The organism is Gilliamella sp. CG35 (assembly GCF_046635745.1).
GTDB lineage: Bacteria > Pseudomonadota > Gammaproteobacteria > Enterobacterales > Orbaceae > Gilliamella > Gilliamella apicola_I.
In genome coordinates, this window is record NZ_JBIDFH010000008.1 from 97,990 (window position 1) to 114,975 (window position 16,986).

Sequence of the window (16,986 nt, forward strand, 5' to 3'; positions counted from 1 at the left end):
GTAAACACAATGATTGATTACGAAATTCTACGAGCTATTTGGTGGTTGCTAATTAGTGTTATCTTGATTGGTTTTGTTATCACTGATGGTTTTGATATGGGGGTTGGTATTTTACTCCCTTTCATAGGTAAAACAGATACTGAACGCCGAATTATGATAAATGCTATTGCGCCTCATTGGGATGGTAATCAGGTTTGGCTAATTACGGCTGGAGCTGGGATTTTTGCTGCATGGCCATTTGCTTATGCTGTGTCGTTTTCGGGCTTTTACATCGCAATGATTTTGGTTCTATGTGCATTATTTTTTAGACCAATAGGCTTTGATTATCGCAGTAAACTTGAAAATTCAAAATGGCGTGGTTTATGGGATATTGCAATCTTTATTGGTAGCTTTGTTCCTGCTCTTGTTTTTGGGGTGGCTTTTGGTAATTTATTAGAAGGCGTTCCATTTAGATTTGATAATTCTTATCGTGTCTTCTATGATGGAAACTTCTTTGGTTTGCTTAATCCGTTTGCTTTATTAACCGGTGTGGTGAGTTTGATGTTGTTTGTTGCTCATGGCGGCACTTGGTTGCAAATGAAGACCTCTGGTGAATTATATTTAAGAGCCCGAAAAGCAACTCAAATATCTTGCTTAATTTTAGTCATTACATTTATTTTAGCGGGTATTTGGGTCATGTTTGGTATGCATGGTTATGAAGTGGTCAGCACGATAGATCATAGTGTCACGTCACAGCCATTAAATAAAGTGGTATCCACCGAATCAACATGGCTTAGAAATTATATGAATTATCCAATTTTATGGATTGTTCCTGTACTCGGTGTTGTTTTACCTTTACTCAACATTGTTTGTTCTGGGTTAAATAAAAATGCTTTATCATTTATTTTATCAACGTTAACTATTGCGTGTGTGTTATTAACTTATGGCATAGCAACGTTCCCATTCATTATACCATCAAGCATTATGCCTAATGCGAGTTTAACAATGTGGGATTCAACATCAAGCCAATTAACACTTAATATTATGTTCTTTGTAGTAGTGATATTTTTACCCATTATCCTTTTCTATACTACTTGGTCATATATTAAAATGTTCGGACGACTTGATAAAAATCATATCGAAAATAACAAACATTCACTTTATTAAGGTATAATTATGTATTACTTTTTATGGTTTATCGGTCTTATTGCAGCTTGTATGCTTGCCGTTGTTACAGGACTTTGGGTTGAACAAACAAACAGCGAAAAAGAACCCAAAAATAACAATTAATAAGCATCTCTATATTTTTAAAGGTGACAATCGTCACCTTTTTCATTCATCGTTAATTTAAATCATTAATATGTTACAAATGATAATTGTTTTCATTTGAGTAATTCTATATCATAGTGCAGCATATTTAAGATTTAGATATAATAAAACATATTGCTTTTAAAATATGTAAATACAAATATGAAAGAATTTAATTTGAGTGCCAGAGTTTATTATGAAGATACTGATGCTGGTGGTGTCGTATATCATGCCAGGTATCTTGCTTTTTATGAGCGAGCGAGAACAGAATTGCTAAGACAACTTGGAATCAGTCAACATAAGCTATTACAAGAAAGTATTGCTTTTGTTGTTAAAAAGATGGATATTAGCTATCACTTCCCCGCTCGTTTGGATGACCTGTTAACTATTAATAGTAAAGTTGATCAAATTCGCAAGGCATCTATAATTTTTAAGCAAACTATTATTAATGAGAACAATCAAGTGATTAGCAGTGCTGATGTTATTATTGCTTGTGTTGATATCACTAAAATGAAGCCATGTGGGCTTCCAAAGTCACTAGTTTTGGAGTTTATATAAGTGGAAAATCTGAATATTGTTAATCTGTTCTTACAAGCAGGTCTTTTAGTGCAATGTGTTATGTTGTTATTATTGATGTTTTCAATTATGTCATGGGCGATTATTTTTCAGAGAACTAAGGTTTTAAGGCAAGCCAAAAAGCAAATTGAACAATTTGATAATCGTTTTTGGGCAGCTGACGAGTTGAATGTTTTATTTGAGAAAGCAAAATCCAACAAAGATGAAATTACAGGTACAGAACATATTTTTTATTCAGGTTTTAAAGAATTTACCCGTTTATATCAAATCAATCCAAATATGCCAGAGGCAGCTTTAGACGGTGCATCTCGTTCTATGCGCCTTGCTATGAATCGAGAACTTGATAATCTTGAACAGCATATTCCTTTCTTAGGTACGGTAGGTTCTATTAGTCCTTATATTGGGTTATTTGGGACCGTTTGGGGAATCATGCATGCTTTCATTTCTCTTGGCGCAGCTAAACAAGCGACATTAAAACTTGTTGCGCCAGGTATAGCTGAAGCTTTAATTGCAACAGCAATTGGTTTATTTGCTGCAATTCCAGCGGTTATGGCATTTAATCGTTTATCGTTGAAAGTCAGCCGTATTGAGCAAAGTTATCTCAACTTTATTGATGAATTTTCAGCTATTTTACAGCGTCAAGCTGTGGCTGTCAGGAAATAAACTATGCGTAGAAGTTCACGTTTTTCAACTAAATCAGAGATTAACATTGTACCATTGCTTGATGTACTGTTAGTATTGGTACTTATTTTTATGGCAACAGCCCCCATTATTAGCCAAAGCGTTGAAGTCGATCTGCCTGAATCAACCGAATCTAAGACGGTTTCAGCTTCTGAAAATAAAACCATAATATTAGAAGTGGCAGATGTCGGGGTTTATACACTCAGAATCGATGGTGTGCCACAAGAAAGCTTACAGCAAGAACAGATCATTGCTGAAGTTAAGCAGTTATTAGCATTGAATGAAAAGGCTGTATTTTTAGTCGGTGGAGCTAAAAATGTACCTTATGAAGAAATTATAAAAGCTTTAAACTTATTACAATCTGCAGGTGTTAAATCTGTTGGTTTAATGACACAACCAATGTAAACTAGTATAAAACACATTAAAATGTCAGCAATGTCTAAAAAATCAAATTCAAAATTCAGTTTAGCCATAATTTTATCAATCCTGTTTCATGTGTTATTGATAATTTTTTTATGTTATAAAGCTATACAAGATGATAGTGATAATTACGGTACGGTCAATGGTCAATCGATTGATGCAATTATGGTTGATCCATCTATTATATCTGAACAATATAAAAGGCAATCACAAAGTCAAAAAAATCAACAGCAATTAAGGCAACAGGTTGATGAGCAAATTACAAAACAGAATCAGTTGTTGCAGCAAAAGCAACTGGAACAGCAACAGTATTTAAAGGATTTAGAAAAAGAGCGTTTAAAACTTGCTGAAAAACTTAAACAAGAACAGCTTGAAGCTGAGAAAAAAGCAGCACAAGAAAAGCTAGAGGCTGAAAAGCGAGCCGCTGAGGAAAAAGCAGCACGAGAAAAGCAAGAAGCTGAAAAGCGAGCAGCTGAAGAAAAAGCAGCACGAGAAAAGTTAGAAGCAGAAAAAAGAGCTGCTGCAGAAAAAGCAGCACGAGAAAAGCAAGAAGCAGAAAAAAAAGCTGCTGAAGAAAAAGCGGCACGCGAAAAAAAAGAAGCTGCTAAACGAGCTGCGCAACAAAAGGCAGCAAATGATAAAGCTGTTAATGATCTATTAGGTGAACTTACGACAGGTGGATCAAGCGCACCAGCAACAAGAAAGGGTGTTTCTAACGGCGAATTAGATAAATATAAATTTTTAGTTAAAACCGCTATAAGTAATAAATTTATTAATCCAAATCGACTTTATGTAGGACAGCGTTGCCAATTACAAATTCAAATCGCACCGGATGGTCTATTGTTGGACCATAAAGTGTTGAGCGGCGATGATGCATTATGCCGTGAGGCCGTTGCTGCTACATTGTTAGCCGTAATTCCGGAACCTTCTCAAATACTTTATCCTGAAGTTAAAAAGATGATAATCAACTTTGAACCATAGTAAATATGGATTTTCAATTGATTTTACAATGTGATGTGAATCTCGATTATCCATTCATTCAATAAATTGACAACATCTTTGTATAAAAGATGTTGAAAACCAATTTATCATCCCAATATATAACCTATTCATTCCAAATTAAGATATTTATGTAAGAGAAGGAGCAGAATATGACAACAATTGTCAGTGTGCGTCGAGAAGGGCAAGTTGTAATCGGTGGAGACGGTCAAGTCACACTAGGCGAACGTATTATTATGAAAGGAAATGCACGTAAAGTTCGTCGTCTTTATAATAACAAAGTGATTGCAGGTTTTGCTGGTGGTACTGCTGATGCTTTTACACTTTTTGAATTATTTGAGCGTAAATTAGAAATGCATCAAGGTCATTTGACGAAGGCCGCTGTTGAACTAGCTAAAGATTGGCGAACAGACAGAATGTTACGCAAATTAGAAGCTTTACTTGCTGTTGCTGATGAAAGTGCTTCACTAATTATTACTGGTACAGGGGATGTAATTCAACCAGAAGATGATTTAATTGCAATTGGTTCTGGTGGACCTTATGCTCAAGCTGCGGCAAGAGCTTTGCTGGATAATACTTCTTTATCTGCACATGATATTGTACAAAAATCATTATCGATTGCCGGTGATATTTGTGTGTATACCAATAATTTCCAAACGATTGAAGAACTTAATTATTAATTTAACTGATTTAAGAGAATTATATTATGTCTGAAATGACTCCTCGCGAAATTGTAAGCGAACTAAACCAACATATTATTGGACAAGATAAAGCTAAACGTTCCGTTGCAATAGCGTTACGTAATCGTTGGCGTCGTATGCAACTAGATGAAGCACTCCGTCACGAAGTCACCCCAAAAAATATATTAATGATTGGTCCAACTGGTGTTGGTAAAACAGAAATTGCAAGGCGCTTAGCGAAATTAGCTCATGCACCTTTTATCAAAGTTGAAGCGACGAAATTTACTGAAGTAGGTTACGTTGGTAAGGAAGTCGATTCCATTATTCGTGATTTGACGGATTCAGCGGTAAAAATGATTCGACAAGAAGCGATGGAAAGAAATCGTAATCGTGCTGAAGAACTAGCTGAAGAACGGATTTTAGATGTACTTGTCCCACCGGCTAAAGATGGCTGGGGACAAGTTGAAAACAATAATGATTCTACAGCAAGACAAGCATTTCGAAAAAAATTACGTGAAGGTACGCTTGACGAGAAAGAGATAGAGATTGAAGTTGCTGGCGTTAATATTGGTGTCGAAATTATGGCTCCTCCGGGTATGGAAGAGATGACTAATCAATTACAATCAATGTTTCAAAATCTAGGTGGACAAAAAACCAAACCACGTAAGATGAAAATTAAAGATGCATTTAAACAGTTGATTGAAGAAGAAGCTGCTAAATTGGTTAACCCTGACGATCTTAAACATGAAGCTATCGAAGCGGTGGAACAAAATGGGATCGTATTTATTGATGAAATTGATAAAGTCTGTAAACGAGGTAATTCGTCAGGTCCTGATGTTTCACGTGAAGGTGTACAGCGTGATCTATTACCACTTGTTGAAGGATGTACTGTTTCTACTAAACATGGTGCAGTAAAAACCGACCATATTTTATTTATTGCTTCGGGGGCTTTCCAAACAGCTAATCCATCTGATTTAATCCCTGAACTTCAAGGGCGTTTACCTATAAGGGTTGAATTACAGGCGTTAACAACTGAAGATTTTGAGCGAATTTTAACTGAGCCAAATGCCTCGCTTACAGTACAATACAAAGCATTAATGGCAACAGAAGGTGTCAATATCGAATTTACGCCTGATGGTATCCGTAAAATAGCTGAATCTGCTTGGCAGGTGAATGAACAAAATGAAAATATAGGCGCTCGTCGTTTGCATACTGTGTTAGAACGATTAATGGAAGAAGTTTCGTTTGATGCAAGTGAGTTAGGTGGTCAAACTATTACTATTGATGCTAAATATGTAGGCGATCACTTAGATAAACTGGTTGCTGATGAAGATTTAAGTAAATTTATTCTATAAATAAATGTTCTTTATCGAATAAAAAAAGGTGAGTTAATCTCACCTTTTTTATTAACATCATTGATCGTCACAACAATCAATTTAACGTGCAGATCAAGCACTATTTTTTAAATAACTGACCTAAGATATCGGCCGCTTTTTGCTTCGATTTTGATTTAGAATCATCTTTTGAATTTCGATTTTCGAGTTTTTCTCGAAGTTTATCTAATCCTTGTTGTAGTTTATCATTAAGAACATCTTTAAAGACTTGGCTAATATCAATTTGATAATGAAGTTTTGTAAATTCACCATAAATTCGTAGTGGAATCGTTAATTGTTGTAATTTGGCAATGGTTTCACTTTTTCCATTCCAACCACCTAGCATTTTGACATTTAAATTGATATCGAGGTCTTTTTGAACTAGTCCTACTCTTCCCGAACCATTTATAATATCTAATGTTTCTGAATTAGCGGTTAATGTCGTGACATCCAAATTACCATTATTTATATTACCATTAGCAGAAATTTGATGAAACTCGGTGAATTTTTGTTGATTTTCGGTTGTCAGCACATCTTTACTATACTTCGCTGCCGCATTTTGAATGATATTTTGAATATTAATATTATCCAATCTAGCATTAGCTATGTTGATAGCAACGTTTCCTCGTAAACTGGATAACAAGTTAGCCGTGGAAATGGTGCTTACTTCTAATTCTCCGTTTGCATTAAATACGCCTACTAAATCATTTGGTGTATTGATTTGATTAAAGAATTCATTTAAATCGATATTACTGATTTTACTGCTCAGTTTAATTAATGCATTCTTTTGTTTGCCGCTGGCAAAACCATTTGCCGTAATATGCCCTTTGGCAAAATCAAAATTCAGGTTATTAAACGTTGCAATACCATCATTATTACTGATATCAGCATGAACATTATCAAGTGTTATTTGATTAGCAACGATTTGCCTAATATTTAACTTAGCTTTCGCATTGAAACTATTTAGGAAATCAAGTTCATTATTAGTTTTTTGAACTGTCGATACAACAGGTGTCGTTTGCTGTGATGGGCTACTTTCATTATCGCTAGGCTTCTCTTTGGCCGTAATAAACGGATCTAAATTTAATTTATCAGCATTGAGATCTAACGCTAAATAAGGCTTGTTAGCTAAATTGAGACTAACGTTGCCTGTAAATGTATTACCATTAACTGATAATAGAAGATCTTGCGTGTTCACGCTTTGCGGATTTTTTTGATAATGTAAAATAGTTTTCAAATTACCTTTTATTTCGCCACTAGGGATGCCGATACCTGTTAACGTATAATCAAATTTTTTCAGATCGATTGTCGCCTGTTCAGGGTATTGACTTAAATCAATATTGGCATTTGCAACATAAAATAAATCCTGTTGATTTTTATCAACATTTCCTTTGAAATCAACATTGAGATTTTTATCCGCTTTTTGTTCAACCGTTAAGTTAATGTTCCTAAAATTGATTAGCGTATCTTTTTGTTGTAGTACTAAAGTGCTATCTGCAACTTCAAATTTGTTCAATGTGAATTGCCAACTTGATTTGCTTTGCTCTTCATTCTTTTGCTTATCTTCATCAGGTTTATGAGGTATATTGTTGGCGTTTTTTTTATGTGCCATTTCACCTTTGCTATCATCGGTAATATTGATGACAGCCGACTTAACAAAAACATTTTTTACTACCAACTTTTTCGAAAAAAGTGGTAGCAGTTCAACATCTAGTCGCATATTGTCTGCGGTCAAAATAGGTTTTTGCGCACCGGTATCATTCAGTTTTACCGAATCGGTTAATATACTGACTTGTGGCCAAATATGCCAACGTAAATCACCCTCAATAGTTAATTCATAACCTGTTTTATCTCTTACTTTATCAGAAATAAATCCTCGGAAATTATTAGGATCGACAAAAACAATCAGTGAAATGATCCCAATAGCTATAATCAGAATTAAAATAAAAAGAGTAACCAATATTTTTTTTATCATATTAGTGTTCCTATAGTAAGGTTATATGCTGATTTAGTCTTTATCAATACGACTGGCTACAGCGCCATGTTGGTCTTTATATTTTGCATCTTGTCGACGATTGTAAGGTCTCGCCGCTCGCCCTGTTAAAGTCTCAAAACTTAGGGCTCCGATAGTCATCCCAGGTCTAAGTGCTAATGGGATTTTTCCAGAATTAAAAAACTCTAAGACAATTTGTCCTTGCCAACCTGGATCAATACGGTGTGCAGTTACATGCACCATAAGACCAAGTCTGGCTAATGAAGAACGTCCATCAAGCCAGCCAACTAAATCATCAGGAATCGTCACAGATTCAAGTGTAACGGCTAATGCAAGTTCTCCTGGATGAAGGTAAAAAACATGACCTTCAGATAATACTATTTCATCACTCATTACACGTTCTAATACTGCGGAAACTTCTTCTTTGGGTCCACTTAAATCGATATAGGGAGTTGTATGTTCTCGGAAAGTCCGAAATTGATTACCTAACCTGACATCAACTGTTGCGCCATTTATTGAACTTGGTGCTGGTTGAGGGGTTATTTTTAATTTACCGTTTTGTAAATATGCTTCAATATCTCGATCGCATAATCTCATGAGTTATCCTTAATTGAGCCTCTATCCTGCTATTTTAACAGTTTCTTGTTATGCCGTCGATGTTCGTAAATTAAGGTTTAATTACCCATGCCCGACCATAATGATTGTAGTATCCAGCAAGTTTACCTGCGTCATTTCCAACGCCAAGATAAAGGTCAAAATGATGGCCTTTTATGGCGCCTCCAACATCGAGCGCAACCATTAGACGAGTTTCTCGTCTACCACTATATTGACCATCTTCATCGAGTAATGGTAAATCCATTAACACCACCGAACCAAGAGGGACAAGTAATTTATCTGATGCTACCGATGCATTAGCAACCAAAGGTACAGTTGCTGCTCCTTTGACATCAGCATTGTATTGGGGCTTAAAAAAAACAAAGGAACGGTTTTCGGTTAGCAAGGCTTTGAGCTGTTTTTCAGTTTTAGTTGTTGCCCAATCTCTAATTGCTTGTAACGATATCTTTTCTTTTTCAATTTCACCTTGTTCAATTAAAATTCTTCCAATGCTCGAATAGCCATGTCCATTTTTACCGCCATAGCTGAAAAAGACCAAAGGTTCACCGTCTTCAAAATCGATATAGGCACTACCTTGAACTTCCATAATGAAGTTTTCAATTAATGAATTACTATAAGCAATTTCAAGTCCTTTGCCAGCTAATGCACCTTTATAAATCTGTTGTCGACTTGGTAATTGACCTTTATAGTTAACTGGCATTTTATAAATAGGATATTTAAATTCTTTAGTAGGTTTATGTCTGGCTTTAATAATTGGGGTATAATAACCAGTTAAGTGCACGTTTCCAAATCCATCTTGCCCTGCCATTTCATAACTATTTAATCCTACTTTGTGAAATTCATTAGAAGCAAGCAAGCCATTAATCCAATCATCAACAGCTTTATAAATATGTTCATTTTGTTTGTATAATGCGGGCGATGCGGTTTTTATTTGTTCCACCTGCATAATGTAGTCTGTTATGTTTACAGGGGTATCTAAATTTGGATAGCTGATATTAAGTGATAAGGGTAATCGCCCGTCCGAGTATTGTTGACCCTGTTTAATGGGTTTATCTTGACAGCTGGTTAACAGCGAAAGTGTAAAAAAGGCAATAAAAACAATGAAAAGATAATGATTGAGTTTTTTTTTCATCTAATTAGTTATTATCAATAATAAACAGTATTGAATATGCTACACAATTATATTATAAGAAACTACTCATAATTATTAACGGACAATAAAAAGTTTTCATAAAAAATCAGCTTGCGATTTAGCAATATTGAATTTATAGTCCTATATTCCTTAAAAAATCGAAAATTACGGAATAAAAGGTAATAATAGTGATGAGCAATACATCCTCAAACAATGACCTAAAACGAAACCTTTCTAATCGGCATATTCAGTTAATTGCAATCAGTGGTGCAATTGGTACAGGCTTATTTATGGGATCAGGAAAAACAATTAGCCTTGCTGGACCGTCGATCATCTTTGTTTACATGATTATTGGTTTTATCTTATTTTTTGTTATGCGAGCAATGGGTGAAATCTTGCTTTCCAACTTGAAATATAAATCGTTTAGTGATTTTGCCAATGATCTACTCGGCCCTTGGGCAGGGTTTTTTACTGGTTGGACTTATTGGTTTTGTTGGGTGGTAACAGGTATTGCTGATGTGGTTGCTATTGCCGGTTATGCACAGCATTGGTTTCCTGATTTGCAATCTTGGATCCCGATGTTATTAACCGTCGTTTTACTGTTAACACTTAATTTATTAACAGTAAAAATGTTTGGCGAAACCGAATTTTGGTTTTCAATGATTAAAATTATTGCGATTTTAGCTTTGATTGGTATTGGATTAGGATTAATTTTCACAGCATACCACTCAGATCAAACGAATACCACAGCTGCATTTTCGAATCTTTGGGATTATGGCGGATTTTTTCCTCATGGTTTTATGGGATTCTTTGCCGGTTTTCAGATAGCTATTTTTGCTTTTGTGGGAATTGAACTGGTTGGTACTACCGCCGCTGAAACAGTCGATCCGAATAAAAATTTACCTCGAGCCATTAATTCTGTGCCTGCACGTATTATCTTCTTTTACGTGTTTGCATTAATTATCATTATGAGTGTGACACCATGGTCATTTATTTCACCAAATAAGAGTCCATTTGTTGAGTTATTCACCCTAATTGGTTTACCAGCGGCAGCAAGCATTATTAATTTTGTGGTATTAACATCGGCTGCTTCGTCGGCTAATAGTGGTATCTATTCTACCAGCCGAATGTTATTTGGTTTGGCTAAAAAACAAGATGCGCCAGAACCTTTTGGTAAATTATCACGTCGTTCAGTTCCTGCCAATGGTTTGCTCTTTTCATGTACTTGTTTATTCGGTGGTGTAGTTCTGATTTATTTAGTTCCTAATGTGATGGAAGCTTTCACTATAGTAACGACGATTTCCGCCATATTATTTATGTTTATTTGGTCGATGATTTTGATATCGTATATGGCTTATCGACGTAAAAAAGTGAATTTGCACGAACAATCTCAATTTAAGATGCCAGGTGGTAATTTGATGTGCTTGGTTAGCTTGATGTTTTTTATATTTGTTATTGTCTTACTTACTTTTGAAAAAGATACTCGTCAAGCATTGATTGCAACACCAATTTGGTTTGTAATTTTAGGGATAAGCTATTTTATACGTTCGCTAAAACGTCAATAATTATTACTATAATGAGTAGGATGAATTCCTACTCATTGTCTGAAGATTAATCGGCTTTGTAGTGATCTTTTTCAGGCCAAATGATACTGGCAATAATACCGATAGCTAAAATGCCTAATACGATATAAAGGTTTGTTATAGGACTAATATCAATACCATGCCCAAATAAATGGTTACTTGCATTTAATGCTAATTTGATTGCTATAAAAAACAGTAAACAAATAACCGCTTTTCCTAAGTGAACTAAGTATTGTTTCATGGCTTCTAAAACAAAATACATGGTTCTGAGACCTAAAATTGCAAAAATCATGGCACTATAAACGATGAGTGGTTCTTGGCTAACCGCGATGACAGCAGGAACAGAATCAAAGGCAAACATCACATCGCTAAGTTCAATTACAGTAATACATAAAAAAAGCGGGGTTGCGTATAAAGCTCTTTTAGGTAATTTGCCAATTAAGTTACTGTTTTCTGGTTTTGCAAGTTCTTGATCTAACTGTTTAGAGGTTAATAAAAAATGATGCCCGACAATTTTAGGATAAGCGGGAAAAATACGTTTTGCTATTCGATAAGCGAAATGGTTTGAATAATCTTTTATTTCTTCATTTTCACCTTGATTTTTTAACATCATCAAACCGGTAAAAGCAACAATAACGGAAAAAACGAGCTCCATCCAAGGTCCTAAAGCTAATAAACCTGTCCCAATGATAACAAAAATAGCACGGAATATGATGGCGCCTATTACTCCCCAATAAAGCAAGCGATGACGATAATTTTCAGGTACAGAAAACCATGAAAAGATAGCCATAATCACAAATAAATTATCAACAGAGAGAGCCTTTTCAAGTACATAACCAGTGATAAATAAGCTCGCTATTGCACTACCATGATGAAGATATAGATAAAGAGTAAATCCTAAAGCTACAGCAATCCAAAATAGTGACCATAATACAGCATTTTTTAAATTTATGGGTTTATCGTTATGATGTGCATATAAATCAATAACAATAGCTGTTGATGCTAATACAATAAAAACGATGACCGTTTCAATTGGAAAGCCTAATGAGTTGTGAATCATAATTTATCGCCTAATATGTAGTTATGTCATGATCTTTTAATAACAAAATTTAACTATTTTTACAGAACATATATATAAAAGTAGTTGAGTATATATTGATAGCAATAACAAAAAAAGATATATTTGTTTTCAATATCCCTTCCCATTAATTAAAATAATTTTGAGCTGATTTTGATGAAAAATTTCAAAGTAGTAAGTTTTTTTATTATTTCTTTTTTTTCCGCTATATTGCAAGCTCAGTCAGTTGAGTCTTATGTATCTTCGTTACCCAAAGGTAGTGATATATCAATTTTAGTTCAATCTGTTGATGACAAACCAAGAACATTAGCTAAATATAAAAGCGATCAATTTAAACAGCCAGCCAGTACCCAAAAAGTGATCACTGCACTTGCAGCAGAACTTGAATTAGGAGCGGATTTTAGATTTGAAACTAAAATGTTAACTAATGGTTCAATTGCCAATAAACAATTAAATGGTGATTTGATTATTCAACTGAGTGGTGATCCAACTTTTACGCGTGGACAGTTAAAAAATATGCTGGCAAGTTTACGTGGGAAAGGGGTTGAAAAAATAACAGGAAAAGTCATTTTAGATACTTCTATATTTACCAGTCACGATAAAGCAGAAGGTTGGTCTTGGAATAATTTAACCGCTTGTTACAATGCACCGCCGTCAGCTGCAATTATCGATGATAATTGTTTTTATGTGACAATCAAACCGGGTAAGGTCGGTGCTAAAGCCTCTATTTCTGTTTCCTCAAATATTCCTGTCACGGTGACAGGTAATGTTAAAACTATAGCTAAAAACAGTAAAGATTTGAATGATAAATACTGTGAGCTTGATGCCAGTTATACTGACAAAAATCGCTATCAATTATCCGGATGTATTGCGTCAGGTTCAGATAAAATAGCATTAAAATTTGCTGTACTTAATGGTGTGGATTATTTTTCAAGTGTTTTGAAAAATGAGTTAAAACAACAGAAAATTTCGTTTAATGGTGCGATTTCAGCACGTAATGAGCCAATAAATAGCAAACTTTCATTATTAGTTTCAAGCCAGTCTGCACCGCTATCAGAATTGTTAACCTTAATGTTGAAAAAATCGAACAATCTGTACGCTGATGCTATCTTTAGAACAATTGGGGGTCATTACTTTAAAATTCCAGGTACATGGCGAAATAGTGGGGATGCGGTTAAACAAATTTTACTTAAAAAAGCTGGTATTGATCTCGAAAATTTGGTGATTGTTGACGGTTCAGGTTTGTCTAGATTGAATCTTGTCAGTGCAGACAAAATGATGGAAATTCTGCAATATATTTCAGCTCATGATCGCGATCTCAAAATTATTGAAAAACTTCCTGTTGCAGGGAAGGATGGAACATTACAATATCGTAAAAGCTTTAATCAACCGCCTTTTATAGAAACCATACGAGCAAAAACGGGATATATACAAGGCAGCTATAATTTAGCTGGATTTATTGAGAAGTCAGATGGAAAAATTATCGCTTTTGTTCAGTTACTTTCGGGGTATCATCCTGAAAGAAGGGATGAGCCTAAAAATAGTGCAATAATGCGTTTCGAATCTGAATTTTATAAAAAATTTGTGATTGGTGAATAAAAAATGATATTGGCACCTAGAACAAAGGTGCCAAACCGTTAAACGCACTTATAGACTATCCGGTAAAAAACCACCGCTTTGATGTTTCCAAAGTTGAGCGTATAAACCATTTTTATCCAGTAATTCTTGATGTGTACCTTGTTCGATAATTTTTCCTTCATCCAAAACAACCAGTTTATCCATTGCGGCAATAGTTGATAAACGATGCGCTATAGCGATAACAGTTTTGCCTTCCATTAGTGCATATAAACTTTCTTGAATAGCTTGTTCAATTTCTGAATCTAATGCACTGGTTGCTTCATCAAGTAATAATATTGGTGCATTTTTTAAGATCACCCTAGCAATGGCAATGCGTTGCCTTTGACCACCCGATAGTTTTATACCTCGTTCACCAACATGAGCATCATAACCGGTTCTACCATTAGCATCGATTAATGTTTGAATAAATTTATCTGCATGGGCTTTTTTAGCCGCATCTATCATCTCTTGTTCAGTAGCTTGATTATTACCATAAAGTAAATTTTCCCGAACAGTTCGATGTAACAAGGACGTGTCTTGTGTAACCATACCAATTTGCGCCCGTAAGCTTTCTTGATTAATCTCGGTAATGTCTTGTCCGTCAATAAGAATTTTACCTTGTTGTAAGTCATAAAAACGTAATAACAGATTAATTAATGTTGATTTTCCGGCGCCAGAGCGTCCAACTAACCCTATTTTTTGACCGGGCTTAATAGTTAAATTGAGATCGTTAATTACCGAATTTCGAATCTTTTCATCGTAAGTGAAATAAATATTTTTAAACTCGATTTTTCCATCAGTCACATTTAGATTTTTGGCATTGGGTTTATCAACAATGGTTGTTGCAGTTGAAAATGTATTCATACCATCTTTCACAACCCCAATATTTTCAAATAAAGCTGCAAGCTCCCACATAATCCAATGTGATAAACCGTTTAAACGAAGCGCTAATGCTGTGGTTGTTGCAATAGCACCGATTCCAACTAATTGATTTGTCCATAACAGCAAGGCAACACCAGTCGTTGATAAAATAAGTAGAATAGATAGTAAATGATTCACGATTTCAAAACTGCTGACTAGCCGCATTTGTTTATTGACAGTAATCAAAAACTCATCCATAGACTCTTGGGCATACTTTGCTTCATTACCGGCATGAGAAAACAGTTTAACCGTCATAATGTTTGTATAAGCATCCGTTACACGTCCAGTCATGGTAGAACGAGCATCTGCTTGCATACTTGCAACTTTACTTAAGCGAGGAATAAAATAGTACATGGCTAAGCCATAAAGGACACACCACCCAAAGAATGGCAGCAATAGCCAAGGGGCTAATTGACCGATTACCGCAGCCATAGTTATAAACGAAATCAACACAAATATTAAGATATCAGCAACAAGAAAGCAGGTATCTCTAACGGCTAATGCAGTTTGCATAACTTTTGCCGATATTCTTCCGGCAAACTCATCTTGAAAAAAACGCATACTTTGATTAAGCACTAGTCGATGTAAATTCCAACGCATTCGCATTGGAAAATTTCCCGCTAAACATTGATGCTTGATGATTGTTTGTAATCCAATAATCAAAGTGCTGGATAAAGTGATTAAGGTTAAGATTAATAGCGAAGTTTTTTCTTTTTGCCAAAGCTCATTAGGTTCGACAATCGCAAGCCAATCCACCACTTTGCCAAGGGCAGCGAATAGAAAAGCTTCAAATGCGCCACTGAGTGCACTAAATATAATTAAAAGCAGCATGAAGATTCGAGTGCCTTGGGTTGATTGCCATATAAAACCTAGAAAATTTTTAGCTGCTGGTTGCGGTTCACTTTTAGGATAAGGTGACACCAATTTTTCAAAAAATCGATACATAATTGACCTAATTATTTGCTATTTTTCATTAAATTGAATCGTTGATATTAACATTGCGAGTAGAATGAATAGAGTTAGATATCCTAAAACTGATGGATAGTTATGAAATTTAACAACATTTTACTACCTATTATTGCAGATTCTAAAAATATTAAAAACTAAAGCAAGAAAGAGTTCATTTTATATTCTTTCTTGCTTTTCAATTATATCTTGAATAACGATATTTGCCTATTTTTTGACTAAAAAATATCCTTAATAATTTGTACAACTCGACCCACAAAATGGTACTTATCAAAATTTTCTTTAGAGACTTCAATGGTAGGGAATTGGTTATTGTTACAAATTAAAACCCACCCATTTTGCGTTAATCGAACTTTACGTAAAAAGGTAATATCTTCATATTCAACTAAATAGATTGCTCCATCAATAATTTCAACGATTTCCGTATTAATAATTAAACCATTATTATTGTTGATTTCAGGCGACATGAGATCCCCTTTAGCCCAATAAATGATTAATTTTTTGATATCTAATCCTCGATGAGAAGCCCAACCTTCAACAACGGGATAGTTCATGACAGGAGGTGTTTCTCGAATATATCGTTGTGATTGCGCTTCTTCTTTGGTTGGTAACTGTTTTTTATAGACGGGAATACGGTATATATTCTCGTTGTAGACATCTGCTTCATCTTCTTTAGGATCTAAAACTTCTAATTTATAGCCTGTTGCCAGCCAGTTATATGAAACATTGCATTTTTCAGCAATCACTTCCAGTCGTGTCAAAGATGGATAAGTTTTTCCTGATAAATAATCTCTGATCACTGTTTCAGACATATCACATTTTTTAGCGAAGGCAGAGACAGATAAACCTTGCATTGAGCTATGTAATCTTTCTTTAAATGTTTTTACATTTTTATTTTTAATCATATTCATTTCTGATTTGTTTCTCCTATCACATCCGTTTTTCAAATTATAGTAGATATTTTATAAGTTTTACATACAACATTAAATGAAAAGCTAATATAAAAAAGTAATTTTTTGTAATTTTGTCTGAATTGTTCGTTTTATAGCAAGTTAATTATATCAA

General features: G+C 34.7%; 16 protein-coding genes. 10 read left to right on the forward strand and 6 right to left on the reverse strand.

Features of this window, described 5'->3' with window-relative positions; translation table 11 throughout:
- The first annotated feature begins 9 nt into the window (after nucleotides 1-9).
- The 8 genes from cydB to hslU all read left to right on the forward strand — a co-directional run bounded on the left by cydB (nucleotide 10) and on the right by hslU (nucleotide 5,998).
- Nucleotides 10-1,146, forward strand: a complete 1,137-nt coding sequence (gene cydB / locus ACGH4F_RS05435) for a cytochrome d ubiquinol oxidase subunit II (protein WP_267349724.1) — start codon at nucleotides 10-12, stop codon at nucleotides 1,144-1,146.
- A 9-nt stretch (nucleotides 1,147-1,155) separates the two neighbouring features.
- On the forward strand, nucleotides 1,156-1,269 hold the full coding sequence (gene cydX / locus ACGH4F_RS05440) for a cytochrome bd-I oxidase subunit CydX (RefSeq protein WP_065558768.1): 114 nt from the start codon (nucleotides 1,156-1,158) through the stop codon (nucleotides 1,267-1,269).
- 180 nt (nucleotides 1,270-1,449) lie between these two features.
- A complete protein-coding gene (ybgC, locus tag ACGH4F_RS05445) occupies nucleotides 1,450-1,845 on the forward strand; it encodes a tol-pal system-associated acyl-CoA thioesterase (protein ID WP_411590323.1) in 396 nt (131 codons plus the stop codon).
- A gap of 9 nt (nucleotides 1,846-1,854) precedes the next feature.
- Nucleotides 1,855-2,526: a protein TolQ gene (gene tolQ, locus ACGH4F_RS05450; RefSeq protein ID WP_218837365.1), complete on the forward strand. Its 672-nt coding sequence runs from the start codon at nucleotides 1,855-1,857 to the stop codon at nucleotides 2,524-2,526.
- Between the two features lie 3 nt (nucleotides 2,527-2,529).
- Entirely contained in the window at nucleotides 2,530-2,949 is a 420-nt protein-coding gene (gene tolR, locus ACGH4F_RS05455) for a colicin uptake protein TolR (RefSeq protein ID WP_267349722.1), read from the forward strand.
- Between the two features lie 30 nt (nucleotides 2,950-2,979).
- Nucleotides 2,980-3,945: a cell envelope integrity protein TolA gene (tolA, locus tag ACGH4F_RS05460; RefSeq protein WP_411590325.1), complete on the forward strand. Its 966-nt coding sequence runs from the start codon at nucleotides 2,980-2,982 to the stop codon at nucleotides 3,943-3,945.
- Between the two features lie 170 nt (nucleotides 3,946-4,115).
- The gene (gene hslV / locus ACGH4F_RS05465) at nucleotides 4,116-4,643 is read left to right on the forward strand and encodes an ATP-dependent protease subunit HslV (RefSeq protein ID WP_025316169.1); all 528 of its coding nucleotides are present in this window, start codon (nucleotides 4,116-4,118) and stop codon (nucleotides 4,641-4,643) included.
- Between the two features lie 26 nt (nucleotides 4,644-4,669).
- Nucleotides 4,670-5,998 carry an HslU--HslV peptidase ATPase subunit gene (gene hslU, locus ACGH4F_RS05470; RefSeq protein WP_267349720.1) on the forward strand — a complete coding sequence of 443 codons (1,329 nt, stop codon included), beginning with the start codon at nucleotides 4,670-4,672 and terminating at the stop codon, nucleotides 5,996-5,998.
- A 100-nt stretch (nucleotides 5,999-6,098) separates the two neighbouring features.
- Here hslU and asmA read toward each other — a convergent pair whose 3' ends face one another.
- The 3 genes from asmA to mltA all read right to left on the reverse strand — a co-directional run bounded on the left by asmA (nucleotide 6,099) and on the right by mltA (nucleotide 9,756).
- A complete protein-coding gene (asmA, locus tag ACGH4F_RS05475; protein ID WP_411590326.1) occupies nucleotides 6,099-7,991 on the reverse strand; it encodes an outer membrane assembly protein AsmA in 1,893 nt (630 codons plus the stop codon).
- A 33-nt stretch (nucleotides 7,992-8,024) separates the two neighbouring features.
- Entirely contained in the window at nucleotides 8,025-8,606 is a 582-nt protein-coding gene (dcd, locus tag ACGH4F_RS05480; RefSeq protein WP_065558762.1) for a dCTP deaminase, read from the reverse strand.
- 70 nt (nucleotides 8,607-8,676) lie between these two features.
- Complete coding sequence (mltA, locus tag ACGH4F_RS05485) at nucleotides 8,677-9,756, reverse strand: murein transglycosylase A (protein WP_267380797.1); 1,080 nt, start codon at nucleotides 9,754-9,756, stop codon at nucleotides 8,677-8,679.
- 191 nt (nucleotides 9,757-9,947) lie between these two features.
- Between mltA and cycA the strand changes: the two genes are divergently transcribed.
- The gene (cycA, locus tag ACGH4F_RS05490) at nucleotides 9,948-11,321 is read left to right on the forward strand and encodes a D-serine/D-alanine/glycine transporter (protein WP_267349717.1); all 1,374 of its coding nucleotides are present in this window, start codon (nucleotides 9,948-9,950) and stop codon (nucleotides 11,319-11,321) included.
- 46 nt (nucleotides 11,322-11,367) lie between these two features.
- Here the strand turns inward: cycA and ACGH4F_RS05495 are convergent, their stop codons facing one another.
- Nucleotides 11,368-12,399, reverse strand: coding sequence for a TerC/Alx family metal homeostasis membrane protein (locus ACGH4F_RS05495; RefSeq protein ID WP_411590329.1), 1,032 nt, complete (start codon nucleotides 12,397-12,399; stop codon nucleotides 11,368-11,370).
- Nucleotides 12,400-12,573: 174 nt separating this feature from the next.
- Here ACGH4F_RS05495 and dacB point away from each other — a divergent pair, with 174 nt between their 5' ends.
- Entirely contained in the window at nucleotides 12,574-14,016 is a 1,443-nt protein-coding gene (gene dacB, locus ACGH4F_RS05500; protein WP_411590331.1) for a serine-type D-Ala-D-Ala carboxypeptidase, read from the forward strand.
- 48 nt (nucleotides 14,017-14,064) lie between these two features.
- Here the strand turns inward: dacB and ACGH4F_RS05505 are convergent, their stop codons facing one another.
- The gene (locus ACGH4F_RS05505) at nucleotides 14,065-15,900 is read right to left on the reverse strand and encodes an ABC transporter ATP-binding protein (RefSeq protein WP_411590332.1); all 1,836 of its coding nucleotides are present in this window, start codon (nucleotides 15,898-15,900) and stop codon (nucleotides 14,065-14,067) included.
- 239 nt (nucleotides 15,901-16,139) lie between these two features.
- Complete coding sequence (locus ACGH4F_RS05510; protein WP_267349713.1) at nucleotides 16,140-16,832, reverse strand: helix-turn-helix transcriptional regulator; 693 nt, start codon at nucleotides 16,830-16,832, stop codon at nucleotides 16,140-16,142.
- Nucleotides 16,833-16,986 lie beyond the last annotated feature (154 nt).